Origin of the sequence: Sphingomonas flavida (assembly GCF_036663655.1) — a bacterium.
Lineage (GTDB): Bacteria > Pseudomonadota > Alphaproteobacteria > Sphingomonadales > Sphingomonadaceae > Sphingomonas.
The window spans coordinates 167,406-182,575 of record NZ_JAXOJH010000007.1 but is presented as its reverse complement, the minus strand read 5'-3'; the positions used below and the strand labels follow the sequence as shown (position 1 = coordinate 182,575).

The following is a 15,170-nucleotide window of genomic DNA, read 5'->3' as shown; positions in this document are numbered from 1 at the left end:
GCCAGCACATCATGTTCTCATGTCGGGATCAGTTGTGCGAACGGGAATAGTAGGATTGCAAGGGGCGTACTTCAAGACCACGGGTGCCCGCGGCCGCAATCGCCTTGGCCGCTTCGACGCTGGCGGGCGCCGTGGTGAAGTACGGAATCTTCTGTCCCAGCGCCGCCTGACGGATCGGCTTGGAGTCCTTCAGGCTCTGCCATCCCTCGGTCGTGTTGAAGATCAGGGTGATGCCGCCGTCCTTGATCCGGTCGACGATATGCGGCCGCCCCTGCGCCACCTTGTTGATCTTCTCGACCGTGACACCGGCCCGGTCGAGATAATCGGCGGTGCCGCCCGTCGCGACGATGGCGAAGCCCGCCTCCGCCAGCATCCGCGCAGCGGGAACGATCTGTTCCTTGTCGCCGTCCTTCACGCTGATGAAGACCGCGCCTTCGGTCGGCAGGACGGTGCCCGCCCCCAGCTGCGACTTGGCGAACGCCGTCGTGAAGTCGGGGTCGATGCCCATGACCTCGCCGGTCGACTTCATTTCGGGCGACAACACCGGATCGACGCCGGGGAAGCGCGCGAACGGGAAGACCGCTTCCTTGACCGCATAATAATCGATGTGGCGGTTGATCTGCGGCAGGTCGGCCAGCTTCTCGCCCGCCATGACGCGCGCGGCGATCTTGGCGATGGGCGTGCCGATCGCCTTGGCGACGAAGGGCACGGTCCGGCTGGCGCGCGGATTGACCTCGATCAGATAGACCTGGCCGTCCTTCACCGCGAACTGGATGTTCATCAGGCCGCGCACGTTCAGGCCGCGCGCCAGCGCCTCGGTCTGGCGCTCGATCTCGGCGATGATCTCCGCCGACAGGCTGTAGGGCGGCAGCGAGCAGGCCGAGTCGCCCGAATGGACGCCAGCTTCCTCGATATGCTGGAGCACGCCCGCCACGACGACCTGGTCGCCGTCGCAGATCGCGTCCACGTCCACCTCGATCGCGTCGCGCAGATACTGGTCGATCAGCACCGGCGCGTCGCCCGACACCTGCACCGCCGTCTGGATATAATCCTCCAGCTGCTGCGGCCCGTCGACGATCTCCATGGCGCGGCCGCCCAGCACGAAGCTGGGGCGCATCAGCACCGGATAGCCGACCCGCTCGGCGACGATCAGCGCTTCCTCACGGCTCCGCGCGATGCCGTTCTTCGGCTGGCGCAGCTTCAGCTTGTCGACCAGCGCGGCGAACTGCTCGCGGTCCTCGGCCAGGTCGATGGCGTCGGGGCTGGTGCCCAGGATCGGGATACCGGCCGCTTCCAGCGCGCGGGCGAGGTTCAGCGGGGTCTGGCCGCCGAACTGCACGATCACGCCGACCAGCTCGCCCTTCGACTTCTCGACGTCCAGGATCGCGAGCACGTCCTCGGCGGTCAGCGGCTCGAAATACAGCCGGTCCGAGGTGTCATAGTCGGTGCTGACCGTTTCCGGGTTGCAGTTGACCATGATCGTCTCATAGCCCGCATCTGCCAGCGCGAAGCAGGCGTGGCAGCAGCAATAGTCGAACTCGATGCCCTGCCCGATCCGGTTCGGACCACCGCCGAGAATGACGATCTTCTTGCGGTCGCTCGGCACCGCCTCGTCCTCGGGCTCGCCGAAGGTCGGGGCTTCGTAGGTCGAGTACATGTACGGCGTCTTGGCGTCGAACTCGGCCGCGCAGGTGTCGATCCGCTTGAAGACCGGACGCACGCCCAGCTTCTGGCGATGCTCGCGCACCTCCTGCTCGGTCACGCCGCCGGTCATCATCTTGACGACTTCGTGGATCAGGCCCGAACCACGCGCGATGCCGCGATCCATGCCGCGCAGGTTCGCCGATTGCAGCGCCAGATAGGCCAGCCGCTTGTCGGAGAAACCCATCGACTTCAGGTGGCGCATACCCGCCGCGTCCTGCGGCAGGCCGTTTGCCATGACTTCCGCTTCGGCCGCGACGATCTCGGCGATCCGCTCCAGGAACCAGGGATCATACTTGGCGATCGCATGGACCTCGGCGACGGTAAAGCCTTCGCGCAGCGCCTGGGCGGCGACCAGCAGCCGGTCCGGGGTCGCCTTGGCCAGCGCCGCCTCGATCTCGGCGCGCGGGGCACCGACCAGATGCTCGACATCGTTGAAGCCGCTCAGGCCCGTCTCCAGGCCACGCAGCGCCTTCTGCATCGATTCATGGATGTTGCGGCCGATCGCCATCACCTCGCCGACCGACTTCATCGCGGTCGACAGATAGGGCTCGGAGCCCTTGAACTTCTCGAACGCGAAGCGCGGGATCTTGGTGACGACATAGTCGATCGTCGGCTCGAACGAGGCCGGGGTCGCGCCGGTGATGTCGTTGTCGATCTCGTCCAGCGTATAGCCGACCGCCAGCTTGGCCGCGACCTTGGCGATCGGGAAGCCGGTGGCCTTCGACGCCAGTGCCGACGAACGCGACACGCGCGGGTTCATCTCGATGACGATCAGGCGGCCGTCCTTCGGATTGACCGCGAACTGCACGTTCGAGCCGCCCGTCTCCACGCCGATCTCACGCAGCACCGCCAGGCTGGCGTTGCGCATGATCTGATATTCCTTGTCGGTCAGGGTCAGCGCGGGCGCGACGGTGATCGAGTCGCCGGTGTGGACGCCCATCGGATCGATATTCTCGATCGAGCAGATGATGATGGAATTGTCGTTGCGATCCCGCACGACCTCCATCTCATATTCCTTCCAACCGAGCAGCGATTCCTCGATCAGCACCTCGGTCGTCGGCGAGGCGTCGAGCCCGGCGCGGACGATCGCGATGAATTCCTCGCGGTTATACGCAACGCCGCCGCCGGTGCCGCCCAGCGTGAAGCTGGGACGGATGATGGCGGGCAGGCCAACCTTCTCCAAGCCCTCCAGCGCTTCGGCTTCGGTATGCGCGATGGCCGAGCGGGCGGATTCCAGCCCGATCTTCTCCATCGCGACCTTGAACTTCTGACGGTCCTCGGCCTTGTCGATCGCCTCGGCATCGGCGCCGATCATCTGGACGCCGAACTTCTCCAGCGTGCCGTCCTCGAACAGCGCCAGCGCGGTGTTCAGCGCGGTCTGGCCGCCCATGGTCGGCAGGACCGCGTCGGGGCGCTCCTTCTCAATGATCTTAGCGACGACCGCGGGCGTAATCGGCTCGACATAGGTCGCGTCGGCCAGCTCGGGATCGGTCATGATCGTCGCCGGGTTGGAATTGACCAGGACGATGCGATAGCCCTCTTCCTTCAGGGCCTTGATCGCCTGCGTGCCAGAATAATCGAACTCGCACGCCTGGCCGATGACGATGGGCCCCGCGCCGATGACGAGGATGGAGGAGATGTCGGTGCGTTTTGGCATTACTTTTCTTCCGAAGCTGGTGCGTTGCCGATGAAGCCGATCTTGTTCATCGGCACGACTGCGCTGACTTTTTTGAGCACGCACTCAATCTTGGTGAAATCGGCATTCGGGCTTCCCCGAAATACGACCTCGCGGCCCCTGAGCACCAGCCAGCTGCGCGGCGCACGGCAAGCGTCGGCCATGGCGTTCAGGTCAGCCTGACTCACCGGACGCGGAGGCCGGGTCGGTTGCGCCGCGACCTGCAAGGCAAGTGCGAGCAACAGGCTCATTTCCGAAGCGACCCCACGAACCGCTCGAACAGATAGAAGCTGTCCTGCGGCCCCGGCGAGGCTTCGGGGTGGTACTGGACCGAGAAGGCCGGGCGGTCGGTCAGCTCAAGCCCCGCATTCGACCCGTCGAACAGCGACACATGCGTCTCGCGCGCATTGGCAGGCAGTGTCTCGCGCTCGACCGCGAAGCCGTGGTTCATGCTGGTGATCTCGACCAGACCGTCGGACAGGCGCTTGACCGGGTGGTTCGCACCGCGATGCCCCTGGTGCATCTTGCTGGTCTTGGCGCCCACCGCCAGACCCAGAAGCTGGTGGCCCAGGCAGATACCGAACAGCGGCTTGCCGGTGTCGAGCAGCTGGCGGATCACCGGCACCGCATATTCGCCCGTCGCCGCCGGATCGCCGGGGCCGTTGGACAGGAAGATGCCGTCCGGGTTCAGTGCCATCACATCCTCGTAGGACGCGGTGGCGGGGACCACCGAGACCTTCGCACCGGCCTGGACCAGGTTGCGGAAGATGTTGTGCTTGCTGCCATAATCGATCGCGACGACGTGTGGGCGATCCGCACCCTCGGCCCCGGCATAACCGAAGCCCAGCCGCCACAAGCCGCCCTCGCGCGTCTCGCCCCAGCCATAATGCAGCTCGGTCGACACGTCCTTGGCGAGGTCCATGCCCTCCAGCCCCGGCCAGGCGCGCGCCTTCTCCAGCAGCGCGGCGATGTCGAACTCACCGGCGGCCGAATGCGCGATCACGCCGTTGGGCGCGCCGCCTGCACGGATGCGGCGGGTCAGCGCGCGGGTGTCGATGCCCGCCAGGCCGATGCGGTTGTGCCGCACCATCCACCCGGCCAGGTTCTCCATCGCGCGGAAGTTGGACGGGGCGGTCGGATCCTCGCGGACGATCATGCCCAGCGCGTGCGGCGCGTCCGCCTCGATATCGTCGGGGTTGGCCCCGACATTGCCGATATGCGGGAAGGTGAAGGTGATGATCTGCCCCGCGAAGGACGGATCGGTCATGATCTCCTGATAGCCGGTCATCGCGGTGTGGAAGCACACCTCGCCGACGGCATCACCCTCGACGCCGAAACCGCGTCCCCATAACACGTCTCCGCTCGCCAGAACGAGGACGCCCGTGGCGCCTTCAGGCTTTTCAGGCATGGCGAATGGCTTGGCGTCGGCCATGATCGGCGGGCACTCCTGCTAAAATGTCTGCAATGTCGCTAAGTGGCGTCCGCTAGGGCCATCGGGCGTTCGCGTCAACCGGTTCACGGAAATGCTTCCCTGCGCTATCGTCCCGCCTTTCAGACAAGACGGACAAAACATGATTCGCGACGACATCAAGGCCGCGCAGGTGGCCGCCATGAAGGCCGGCGACAAGGAAAGCCGCGCGGCGATCAGCCTGATCCAGGCCGCCATCAAGAACCGCGACATCGAACTCCGCACCGGAACCGCGCCCGCCGACGACGACATGGTCGTGATCGAAGTGCTGCAGAAGATGGTCAAGCAGCGCCGCGAATCGATCGCGATGTACGAACAGGGCGGCCGCCAGGAACTGGCCGACGCCGAGAAGGCCGAGGTCGCGGTGATCGAACGCTTCCTGCCTCAAACGCTGACCGAGGACGAGACCAAGGCCGCGATCGAGGCGATCAAGGCGGAGATCGGCGCGAGCGGGATGAAGGACATGGGCCGGGTGATGGCCGAGTTGAAGGCACGACATGCGGCGGTGCTGGATATGAGCAAGGCGAGCGGGTTGGTGAAGGCTTCGCTGGCGTAAGATTGGGGAGCGGGGCTGATGCGGGGTTTCGATCGCAAGCGTGGCCCCCTCCCCCAACCCCTCCCGCCTGCGGGAGGGGAGCCGCGAACGGCATGGGGAGAAAACTGCCCTCCCCAAAGTGCGCATCCCCTCCCGCAGGCGGGAGGGGACCGAGGGGAGGGCCCCCGGTCTTTCCGCGTGGGCAGACCTACGCAGAAGGCGCGTGAACTCCGCCTCAACCCGACTGACGCCGAGCGCCGGTTGTGGCGGGCGCTATCGAGACGCCAGATCGCGGGTATCCGGTTCAACCGGCAGGTGCCGGTAGGCCCCTACATCGCCGACTTCGCCGCCCGATCGGAAAAGCTGATCGTCGAAGTCGATGGCGGCCAGCATGACGAACGCACCGCCTATGACGAAGCGCGCACGCGTTATCTCGAAGCCCAGGGCTGGCGCGTCATCCGCTTCTGGAACAACGAAGTTCTGGGCAATCTCGAGGGCGTCGTCCAAACCATCGAATGTGCGCTTGCGGAGAAGCCCTCCCCTCGATCCCCTCCCGCCTGCGGGAGGGGAAGCGCTATCGGCAACCGCAATCCCAAGTAACTCCCCTCCCGCAGGCGGGAGGGGCTGGGGGAGGGAGGGCCACGCACGTTCGAGAGCCCTGCAACCACCCCCACCCCCTTGCCAAAACACCCCCATCCCGCTACAAATTATAATCGCGAGGACGCCATGAGCCTGACCCCGCAATTCCTTGACGAGCTTCGCGCTCGGACCAGCCTGTCGGCGTTGATCGGCAAGACGGTGAAGCTGCAAAAGGCGGGCCGGGAATATAAGGGCTGCTGCCCTTTCCATAACGAAAAGACGCCCAGCTTCTACGTCAACGACGACAAGGGCTTCTACCATTGCTTCGGCTGCTCGGCGCATGGCGATGCCATTCGCTGGATGACAGACCAGCGCGGCCTGCCCTTTATCGACGCGGTCAAGGAACTGGCGCAGGTCGCCGGGCTCGACATGCCCGAGCAGGACCGCCGCGCCGCGCAGAAGGCCGAGCGTGCCAAGGGCCTGCACGATGCGATGGCCGATGCGGCGGGCTGGTTTTCCGAGCAACTGGGCGGCCTGTCGGGCGGTGACGCGCGCGAATTGCTGACCCGTCGCCGCGTTACGCCGGAGACGGCACGCGCGTTCGGCCTGGGCTTCGCGCCCGACAGCCGTGGCAAGCTGAAGGCCGCGCTGAAGGAGTATGGCGACCCGGCGCTGATCGAGTGCGGGCTGTTGATCAAGGTCGATGGCAAGGACCCCTATGACCGGTTCCGCGGCCGGTTGATGATCCCGATCCGCGACGCACGCGGCCGGGTGATTGCGTTCGGCGGCCGGATCATCGGCGACGGCGAACCCAAATACCTGAATTCACCCGACACCCCGCTCTTCGACAAGGGGCGCACGCTCTACAATCTCGACCGCGCCGCCCCCGCCGTGCGCAAGTCCGGCCGCGTGCTGGTGGTCGAGGGGTATATGGACGTCATCGCCCTCGCCCAGGCCGGGATCGCCGAGGCGGTCGCGCCGCTCGGCACCGCGCTGACCGAGCATCAGCTGGAACGGCTGTGGCGCATGGTCGACGTGCCGACGCTGTGCTTCGACGGCGATGCGGCGGGACAGAAGGCCGCGATCCGCGCCGCGCACCGCGCGCTGCCCTTGCTCCAGCCGGGACGCAGCCTGTCCTTCGTCACGCTGCCGCAGGGCCAGGATCCCGACGATCTGGTGCAGGAAAAAGGTGCGGCGGGTTTCGAGGCGGTGCTCACCCGCGCGACGCCGCTCAGCGAGTTGCTGTGGCAGTCGGAGATCGCCCAGGCCCAGACCGACACGCCAGAGGGCCGCGCAGCACTGAAGCAGCGGCTGGAGGAACTGGCGCAGCAGATCCCGCACAAGGATCTGGCCTACGAATATAAGCGCGCGCTGATGTCGCGCTATTTCGACGTCTTCGGCATTCGCCGCGCCAATGCAGCGGCGGTGCACCAGGCGGTGGCCGAGGCCAATCGCCATGTCGGGCGCGGCGTCGAATACAGCCTGCGCCGCGCCGTCCTGCTCGGCCTGATGCGCTATCCGCATGTCCTGTGCCGCTATATGGACGAGATCAGCCGGCTGGACATGGGCGACCGCTATCTCAACGACTGGCGGCACCATCTGCTCGACGCGGCGGTCAACGACCCGCATCTGGCGCGCAAGGATGCCGCCGAGGCGGAAAGCCTGATCGAACAGATCATGGCGACCACCGACGTCCATCCGATCGACGCGCGCGACTATACCCGCGACCTGGCGTTCAGCTTCTTCAGCAAATTGTCCGATCCCGCCATCGCGGTGCGCGACCTGGAAAAGGTCATCGAGGTGATGCTGGAGGAAAGCGAGACGCGGCAGAACCGCGAACGCGCGGTCGAGGCGTTCCAGGCCGACATGACCGAGGATCGCTTTGCCGAGCAGACGCGGTGCCACGCCGCCCATGCCCAGTCGCTCGACCATCTCTATCGCTGGCTGGAGAATGCGCGCGACCTGGCGGACAAGCAAGCCGGAGAGGCCGCTTGATACGGCAACTCTCCCGCCCCATATCCGGGGCATATTGGGCGGACCACGCCCACACTGGAAAATTGCGCACGGTCCCCTCACCCGCTTGCATCCACGGCGAGCGGTGTGACAGGGGCCGGGCACGAAACCCTGAGGGCATTTGATGGCGAAGGCGAATATGGCGGCGGATACGACCGACACCACGGAAACGGGCGATGCGCCGCTGATCGACCTGAACGAAGCGTCGATCAAGAAGTTGATCGCGCGCGCCAAGAAGCGCGGCTACATCACCTACGACCAGTTGAACGAAGCGCTGCCGCAGGACCAGATGTCCTCCGACCAGCTCGAGGATATCATGGCCGCCCTCAACGAGATGGGCGTCAATATCGTCGAGAATGAGGAACAGGGCGAGGACGGCGAGACCGAGGAAGAGGCCGACGACGCCGAGACCACGGACGGCGACGCCGATGCCGGGCCCCAACCGGAAGCCAAGAAGAAGGAAACCGTCGATCGCACCGACGATCCGGTCCGCATGTACCTGCGCGAGATGGGCGCGGTGGAACTGCTGTCGCGCGAGGGCGAGATCGCCATCGCCAAGCGGATCGAGGCGGGTCGCGACACGATGATCCTGGGGCTGTGCGAAAGCCCGATCACCTTCAACGCGATCATCGACTGGTCGACCGCGCTGAACGAAGGCACGATGCAGTTGCGCGAGATCCTGGATCTCGACGCCATGCTGTCCAAGGACGCCGGCCCGGAAAATCTGGGCGAGGAGGACGAGGACGACAATGGCGAGATCAGCGCCAAGAACGCCGGTCCCCAGTTCAAGGAAGAAGAAGAGCCCGAGGAACCTTCGGTCGACGAGGAAGATGGCGAGGGCGGCGAGCGTCGCGGCCCCCGTGCCGAGGACGAGGAAGAGGACAACACCCTCTCGCTCGCCCAGATGGAGGAAACGCTCAAGCCTCAGGCGCTTGAAAAGTTCGCCAACATCACCGCGATCTACAAGAAATTCTCGAAGATCCAGCAGCAGCGCCTGGAATCCATGGCGCTGGGCGGTGAGCTGTCGGCGGCCGAGGAACGCAAGTACCACAAGCTGCGCGAAGAACTGACCGCCGAGGTCGAGAGCGTCCAGTTCCACAATGCCAAGATCGAGTATCTGGTCGATCAGCTCTATGCCTATAACCGTCGCCTGACCGCGCTGGGTGGCCAGATGCTGCGTCTGGCCGAGCGTCACAAGGTCAACCGCAAGGACTTTCTCGACCGCTATCTGGGTCATGAGCTGGACGAGAACTGGCTCGACACGGTGCGCGGGCTGGACAAGAAGTGGGGCAACTTCGCCACCAACGAAGCCGCCACCGTCGACCGCATCCGCAGCGAGATCGCCGAGATTTCGCAGCAGACCGGCATGGCGCTGACCGAATTCCGCCGCATCGTGAACATGGTGCAGAAGGGCGAGCGCGAGGCACGGATCGCCAAGAAGGAAATGGTCGAGGCCAATCTGCGCCTCGTCATCTCCATCGCCAAGAAATACACCAATCGCGGCCTGCAATTCCTGGATTTGATCCAGGAGGGTAATATCGGCCTGATGAAGGCGGTCGATAAGTTCGAATATCGCCGCGGCTACAAGTTCAGCACCTATGCGACGTGGTGGATTCGCCAGGCGATCACCCGCTCGATCGCCGATCAGGCGCGGACCATCCGTATCCCGGTCCACATGATCGAGACGATCAACAAGCTGGTCCGCACCAGCCGCCAGTTCCTGCACGAGCAGGGCCGCGAACCGACGCCGGAGGAGATGGCCGAGCGCCTCTCCATGCCGCTGGAGAAGGTGCGCAAGGTGATGAAGATCGCCAAGGAGCCGATCTCGCTCGAAACGCCGATCGGCGACGAGGAGGATTCGCACCTGGGCGACTTCATCGAGGACAAGAACGCGGTCATCCCGGTGGACGCGGCGATCCAGGCCAACCTGAAGGAAACGGTCACCCGCGTTCTGGCCTCACTCACCCCGCGCGAGGAGCGCGTGCTGCGCATGCGCTTCGGTATCGGCATGAACACCGACCATACGCTGGAAGAGGTCGGGCAGCAGTTCAGCGTGACCCGCGAGCGTATCCGCCAGATCGAGGCCAAGGCGCTGCGCAAGTTGAAGCACCCCAGCCGCAGCCGCAAGATGCGCAGCTTCCTCGACCAGTAAGGTCGCGGGAGCGGATAGAAGAAGCCGTCGACCACCCGGTCGGCGGCTTTTTTGTGGGCCATGACATGTCGCCCCCGCCCGAACCGCGATAGACTGGTCGCTCGCGAGCCAATCGCGCCGGGCCAAGGGAATGACATGGATATTCGACTGGACGATCCGACCGCGCCACATGTCGGCGACCTGCTCGCCTATCACCTTCGTGACATGCGCGGCGAAGCGGAAGAATTTTCCTTCGCGCTCGACGCCTCCGCGCTGGCCGCCCCCTGCATTTCCTTCTGGACGATCTGGGACGACGCTACGCTGGCCGGTTTCGCCGCACTCAAGCAGTTGGACACCCGGCATGGCGAAGTGAAGTCCATGCGGGTCGCACCGGGCTTTCTGGGCCGTGGTATCGGCCGTGCGCTGCTCAATCATGTCATCGCGGAAGCGCAGCGCCGCGACTATGATCGGATCAGCCTGGAGACGGGAACGACTGCGCCATACCAGCCCGCCGTCGCGCTTTATCGCAGCGCCGGCTTCCAGTCCTGCGGCGCCTTCGCCGATTATCAGCCCAGCCCGCTTAACCAGTTCTTCACGCGCGATCTGACGGTCTGATCGGTGCCGCCACTCGGCGCATCCCGTGGGTTAGGGCTCCACAATCGCGGCCGGGGGCGATAATCCCGCCACATGAAATGCCTGCTCCCGCTCCTTGCGCTGCTGACCGCCGCCGCGCCTGCGAACCAGAATGTCCCCCGCCCCGGCTATGTCCGGGTAAGGATCGATACGTCCGAAGGCCCGATCGTCGTCGCGCTCGACGCGCGCCGGGCGCCCGCGACGACCAAGAACTTCCTCGCCTATGTCGATGACGGTCGCTTCGACGGGACGGTCTTCTATCGCACCGCGCGCGACAAGCGTGATCCGAAAAAGGGCTTCGTCCAAGGCGGTATCCGCACCGACGCCCGCCGTATTCTGCCCCCCTTCCCGTTGGAAACGACGGCCAAGACCGGGATCAAGCATCTCGACGGTGCGATCTCGATGGCGCGCGGGGCGACGCCACAATCGGCGGGCGGCAATTTCGTCATCACCGTCGGCCCCGCGCCCGGCCTGGACGCACGGCCCGGCTATGACGGTTATGCCGCGTTCGGCCATGTGGTCGCAGGCATGGACACGGTGAAGAAGATCCTCGCCAAGCCCTCGGGCGGCGGTCAGGATGCGATGAAAGGGCAGATGATCCTGCAACCCGTCCACCTTTTCAAGGCCAGGCGACTGGACGGAAAGCCGCAGCCCACGGGTGAGCCAAGGATGTGGCTGTATAATTTCGGCGGGTAGGCGGCCCTGCCGTGGACCGACCGGGAATAGGGGCGTCGGTCCTACCCCCGCCAGCCGTGTGATCCCTCAGGCTGACCTGGGAGCGACATTTTTGCCGGACCACGGCAGGCACTCGCGCGGCTATGGTGTTGCCAGATCACGCCGCGCCATCCGTTCGGCCCGAGCCGAGCCAGAAGCCACCCCCTCCGTCCGCCATACCACCTTGGGCTTCACGCAAGACCGAACCCAGGCGGAGGCAATGCCAAAGAAAAAGGGCGGCGGCACCTAGTGCCACCGCCCTTTCCTGTCGAACCACAAAGGGGTTCGCCGCACCGATTACTCGGCGGCAGCGGTGCCCTTGGCCGGACGCGTGTCGCGACGCTCGGCGATACGCGCCGACTTACCGGTGCGGCCACGCAGATAGTACAGCTTGGCACGACGCACGGCGCCCTTGCGGACGACATCGATCGAGTCGACGTTCGGCGAGTAGAGCGGGAAGACGCGCTCCACACCCTCACCGAAGGAGATCTTGCGGACGGTGAACGACGAGCCCATGCCCTTGTTCGAGCGGGCGATGCAGACGCCCTCATAGAACTGGACGCGGGTGCGCTCGCCTTCGACGACCTTCACACCGACCTTCAGCGTGTCGCCGGGGCGGAATTCCGGGATCTTCTTCGTCTCGTTGAACTTGGCGATCTGCTCAGCTTCGATCTGCTGGATCACGTTCATGACACTATTCCTCAATCGTCGCCGCGCGCCAGAGGGCGACCGACCCGAACGCCCTCATGACGTTCCCAAAGGTCCGGCCGCCTTGACCGTGTATCCTCGCAAGCCATGGCATGACGCCATTTCGCGATTTTCGCATGATCCCCCGATCGCAGCACTTCAGGGATCATACGCCCTTCCCACTCGGCGGGACGGGTATATTGCGGATATTCGAGAAGGCCGCTTTCGAAGCTTTCCTCGATTCCACTGTAAGCCGCGCCCATTACGCCGGGAAGCAGCCGAACGCAAGCGTCGAGCAGCACCAGCGCCCCCATCTCGCCGCCCGACAGGATATAGTCGCCGATCGACACCTGCTCGATACCGCGCGCCTCGAACAGGCGCTCGTCGAACCCCTCGAACCGGCCGCACAGGACGGTGACGCCCGGCCCCGCCGCCAACTCGCGAACACGCGGCTGGGTGAGCGGACGGCCTCGTGGCGTCATCGCCAGCATGGGCCGGTCGTCGGCCACCGAATCCACCGCCGCCGCCAGCACATCCGCGCGCAACACCATGCCTGCCCCGCCCCCAGCGGGTGTGTCGTCGACCGAGCGATGCTTGTCGGTGGCGAAGTCGCGGATCTGCACCGTCTCCAGCGCCCAGCGATCCTCGCGCAGCGCCCGCCCCGCCAGCGAATGGCCCAGCGGTCCGGGAAACATCTCCGGATAGAGCGTCAATATCGTTGCGCGAAAGGTCACAGCGTCCAGTTCTCGATGGTCAGGCCGGGGATGTCGGCGAAGTCGGCTTCGTTATCGGTGATGACGGTGCTGCCCAGGCTGAGGGCATGGGCGGCAAGCAGCCGGTCGAACCGTCCCCGGCAAAAGGGAAGTCCCGCATAGCAGCGCGCGGCCTCTTCGTCGAACGGCAGGATCGGCATCTGCCTGGCGAGCTGCTCCAGTTGCTGCTCCAGCGGTGGTTTGCCGTGGCGGACACCCAGTGCCAGTTCGGCAAAGACGATGCTGGAGAGTCCGATCTCCCCCATCGGAGTTGCCGATACCCGGTCGAGCAACGCCGGATATTCGCCCGCAAACAGGAAAATGCAGCAATTGGTGTCGATCAGATAACGCACCAGACTATGCGTCCTTGCGGTTCAGCAGATGCCATGGTCGTTCGGGATCGTCGAATTCCCGTTCTTCCCGCTCGATCGGCTTCAGCCACGGCATCGACCCCGCAATGCCGGTCAGATCGATCGTCTTGCGCGGCGCCGGGGCGGGTTCGAACACGTAACGCCCCTGTTCCTCGCGCAACGTCATCTCCGTCCCCTCGGTCAGCCCCAGTGCGGCGGGCAGGCGCAGCGCCAGCGAATTGCCCGATCGGAAGACCTTGGCCTGATAATCCTTGCCCATGACACCTCCGTATATACGCCATGTATATACATGATGGACGACCGATCTCCAAGGAACGTTGCCCACGCTCACGCTTTGCCCTGCCATGGACGATTGCATCATCATCGGCGCGGGACCGGCAGGGCTGACCGCGGCGATCTATCTCGCCCGCTATCACCTGCGCATCCATATGTTCGACAGCGGGTCGAGCCGGGCGGCGATGATCCCGTGCACCCACAACCATGCCGGTTTCCCGGAAGGGATCAGCGGCAAGGCGCTGCTCGAGCGGATGCATGACCAGGCCCGCCGCTACGGCGCGCATTGCACGCCCCACCGGGTCACGGCGGTCCGGCCCGAGGACGGCCATTTCCGGGTTGTCACCGATGATGCCGAATATCGGACGCGCACCGTCCTGCTCGCCACCGGTGTCGTCAATCACCGCCCCCGCAAGCTGCTGCCCGAAGTCCATGACCCGGCACTGGAACGCGGGCTGATCCGCTATTGCCCCGTCTGCGACGGCTATGAAGTCACCGACAAGCGGGTTGGCGTGATCGGCACCAGCGACCATGGCATGCGCGAGGCGCTGTTCCTGCGCGGGTTCACCCGCGACGTGACGTTGATCGCGCCGGACGCGGGGCATGAGCTCGATCCCGAATGTGCCAAGGCGCTGGACGAAGCGGGCATCGCACGCGTCGACGGCCCGTGCGGCGGCTGGGCGATCGAGGGCGAGCGGATCGCACTCGACACGGCAACCGGGCGGATGGCGTTCGACAGCGTCTATCCGGCGATGGGATCGCGTATCCGGTCGGAACTGGCGGTGTCGGCGGGGGCCAAGGCGGACCCGAGCGGGTGCCTGGAGGTCGACGACCATCAGCGGACATCGGTCCCCGGCCTGTTTGCGGCGGGCGATGTCGTAAAGGGGCTGGATCAGATCAGCCATGCCATGGGCGAAGCCGGGGTCGCCGCCACGACGATCCGCAACCTGTTGAACGAGCAAAGCCCGATCAGGCGATAAAGCTGCGCTCCACGATCAGGCGGTCCTGATCCCATTCGGGCACCGCCTGAGCATTCATCGGCACCATGAAGCGGCGGCCGTCGGGACGCTCGATTTCCAACACGTCGCCCGCACCGAAATTCTCGATCAGCGCGACATGGCCCAGCTCTTCGCCATCACTGGCAATCGCAGACAGGCCGATAATGTCGGCATGATAATATTCGCCATCCTCCAGCGGAGGCAGGGCGGAACGCGGCACCGACAATTCTGTGCCGCGCAGCGCCTCGGCGGCGTTGCGGTCGGTGACCTCGACGAAGCGCGCGATAACGCCGTTCGAACCCTCGCGCGTCGATTTCATCGTCAGCGCGCCGTCGTTGAACGAGCGATAATCCGACAGGTCGTCGGCAAAGACCTTCAACCGAACCTCGCCGGTGATGCCGTGCGCGCCGATGATCACCGCCAGCGTGACGCGCGGCTCACCCGCTGGGCGAGTTGCCGTCCCCGTCGGGGGCGTCGTTTCCGCCTTCGGCGGGGTCTGGCGCGGAGACGCCTTGGTTGGTTGCGTCGTCATGGTCGTCGGGTGCGGTCCGGGGATCGGGTTCGGTCGGCGGGGACATGCGCATATACTCCAAAGCCATAAGGCTTGGGAAACGCATCACCCCACCTTCCGGTGCCC

Annotated in this window: 14 protein-coding genes and 1 pseudogene; 7 read left to right on the top strand and 8 right to left on the bottom strand. The window is 65.3% G+C overall.

The window, feature by feature from the left end:
* Positions 1 to 28: 28 nt before the first annotated feature.
* From carB to carA, 3 genes are read right to left on the bottom strand one after another with little or no spacing between them, the layout of a single operon-like run.
* Positions 29 to 3,361: a carbamoyl-phosphate synthase large subunit gene (gene carB, locus U1703_RS10315; RefSeq protein ID WP_332785614.1), complete on the bottom strand. Its 3,333-nt coding sequence runs from the start codon at positions 3,359 to 3,361 to the stop codon at positions 29 to 31.
* Positions 3,361 to 3,630 (bottom strand): hypothetical protein, encoded by a 270-nt coding sequence (locus U1703_RS10310; RefSeq protein ID WP_320452086.1) that lies wholly within the window; start codon positions 3,628 to 3,630, stop codon positions 3,361 to 3,363. Before U1703_RS10310 ends, carB begins: the two co-directional genes overlap by 1 nt.
* Positions 3,627 to 4,811 (bottom strand): glutamine-hydrolyzing carbamoyl-phosphate synthase small subunit, encoded by a 1,185-nt coding sequence (carA, locus tag U1703_RS10305; protein ID WP_332785613.1) that lies wholly within the window; start codon positions 4,809 to 4,811, stop codon positions 3,627 to 3,629. The genes U1703_RS10310 and carA overlap by 4 nt, the downstream gene beginning before the upstream one ends.
* Positions 4,812 to 4,950: 139 nt before the next feature.
* Between carA and U1703_RS10300 the strand changes: the two genes are divergently transcribed.
* From U1703_RS10300 to U1703_RS10275, 6 genes are all read left to right on the top strand, one after another.
* Positions 4,951 to 5,403, top strand: a complete 453-nt coding sequence (locus U1703_RS10300) for a GatB/YqeY domain-containing protein (RefSeq protein ID WP_306999658.1) — start codon at positions 4,951 to 4,953, stop codon at positions 5,401 to 5,403.
* A 177-nt stretch (positions 5,404 to 5,580) separates the two neighbouring features.
* Positions 5,581 to 5,982 carry an endonuclease domain-containing protein gene (locus U1703_RS10295; protein WP_332785612.1) on the top strand — a complete coding sequence of 134 codons (402 nt, stop codon included), beginning with the start codon at positions 5,581 to 5,583 and terminating at the stop codon, positions 5,980 to 5,982.
* 126 nt (positions 5,983 to 6,108) lie between these two features.
* Positions 6,109 to 7,956: a DNA primase gene (dnaG, locus tag U1703_RS10290; RefSeq protein WP_332785611.1), complete on the top strand. Its 1,848-nt coding sequence runs from the start codon at positions 6,109 to 6,111 to the stop codon at positions 7,954 to 7,956.
* Positions 7,957 to 8,098: 142 nt separating this feature from the next.
* Positions 8,099 to 10,126, top strand: coding sequence for an RNA polymerase sigma factor RpoD (gene rpoD / locus U1703_RS10285; protein ID WP_320452082.1), 2,028 nt, complete (start codon positions 8,099 to 8,101; stop codon positions 10,124 to 10,126).
* Between the two features lie 135 nt (positions 10,127 to 10,261).
* Positions 10,262 to 10,720, top strand: coding sequence for a GNAT family N-acetyltransferase (locus U1703_RS10280; RefSeq protein WP_332785610.1), 459 nt, complete (start codon positions 10,262 to 10,264; stop codon positions 10,718 to 10,720).
* Positions 10,721 to 10,792: 72 nt separating this feature from the next.
* On the top strand, positions 10,793 to 11,434 hold the full coding sequence (locus tag U1703_RS10275) for a peptidylprolyl isomerase (protein ID WP_320452080.1): 642 nt from the start codon (positions 10,793 to 10,795) through the stop codon (positions 11,432 to 11,434).
* A gap of 315 nt (positions 11,435 to 11,749) precedes the next feature.
* Here the strand turns inward: U1703_RS10275 and rplS are convergent, their stop codons facing one another.
* The 4 genes and pseudogenes from rplS to U1703_RS10255 all read right to left on the bottom strand — a co-directional run bounded on the left by rplS (position 11,750) and on the right by U1703_RS10255 (position 13,521).
* Positions 11,750 to 12,142 carry a 50S ribosomal protein L19 gene (rplS, locus tag U1703_RS10270; RefSeq protein WP_175310865.1) on the bottom strand — a complete coding sequence of 131 codons (393 nt, stop codon included), beginning with the start codon at positions 12,140 to 12,142 and terminating at the stop codon, positions 11,750 to 11,752.
* 15 nt (positions 12,143 to 12,157) lie between these two features.
* Positions 12,158 to 12,873 (bottom strand): annotated as a pseudogene (gene trmD / locus U1703_RS10265) (tRNA (guanosine(37)-N1)-methyltransferase TrmD); the annotation flags it as partial.
* Positions 12,870 to 13,244, bottom strand: a complete 375-nt coding sequence (locus tag U1703_RS10260; RefSeq protein ID WP_332785609.1) for a type II toxin-antitoxin system VapC family toxin — start codon at positions 13,242 to 13,244, stop codon at positions 12,870 to 12,872. The gene U1703_RS10260 and the pseudogene trmD, both read right to left, overlap by 4 nt.
* Before the next feature lie 4 nt (positions 13,245 to 13,248).
* The gene (locus tag U1703_RS10255; RefSeq protein WP_332785608.1) at positions 13,249 to 13,521 is read right to left on the bottom strand and encodes an AbrB/MazE/SpoVT family DNA-binding domain-containing protein; all 273 of its coding nucleotides are present in this window, start codon (positions 13,519 to 13,521) and stop codon (positions 13,249 to 13,251) included.
* 85 nt (positions 13,522 to 13,606) lie between these two features.
* Between U1703_RS10255 and U1703_RS10250 the strand changes: the two genes are divergently transcribed.
* On the top strand, positions 13,607 to 14,515 hold the full coding sequence (locus U1703_RS10250; RefSeq protein WP_332785607.1) for an NAD(P)/FAD-dependent oxidoreductase: 909 nt from the start codon (positions 13,607 to 13,609) through the stop codon (positions 14,513 to 14,515).
* On the opposite strand, the gene rimM is transcribed toward U1703_RS10250, so the two are convergent.
* Positions 14,505 to 15,065, bottom strand: coding sequence for a ribosome maturation factor RimM (gene rimM, locus U1703_RS10245; RefSeq protein ID WP_332785606.1), 561 nt, complete (start codon positions 15,063 to 15,065; stop codon positions 14,505 to 14,507). The two genes, U1703_RS10250 and rimM, sit on opposite strands and share 11 nt — an antisense overlap.
* Positions 15,066 to 15,170 lie beyond the last annotated feature (105 nt).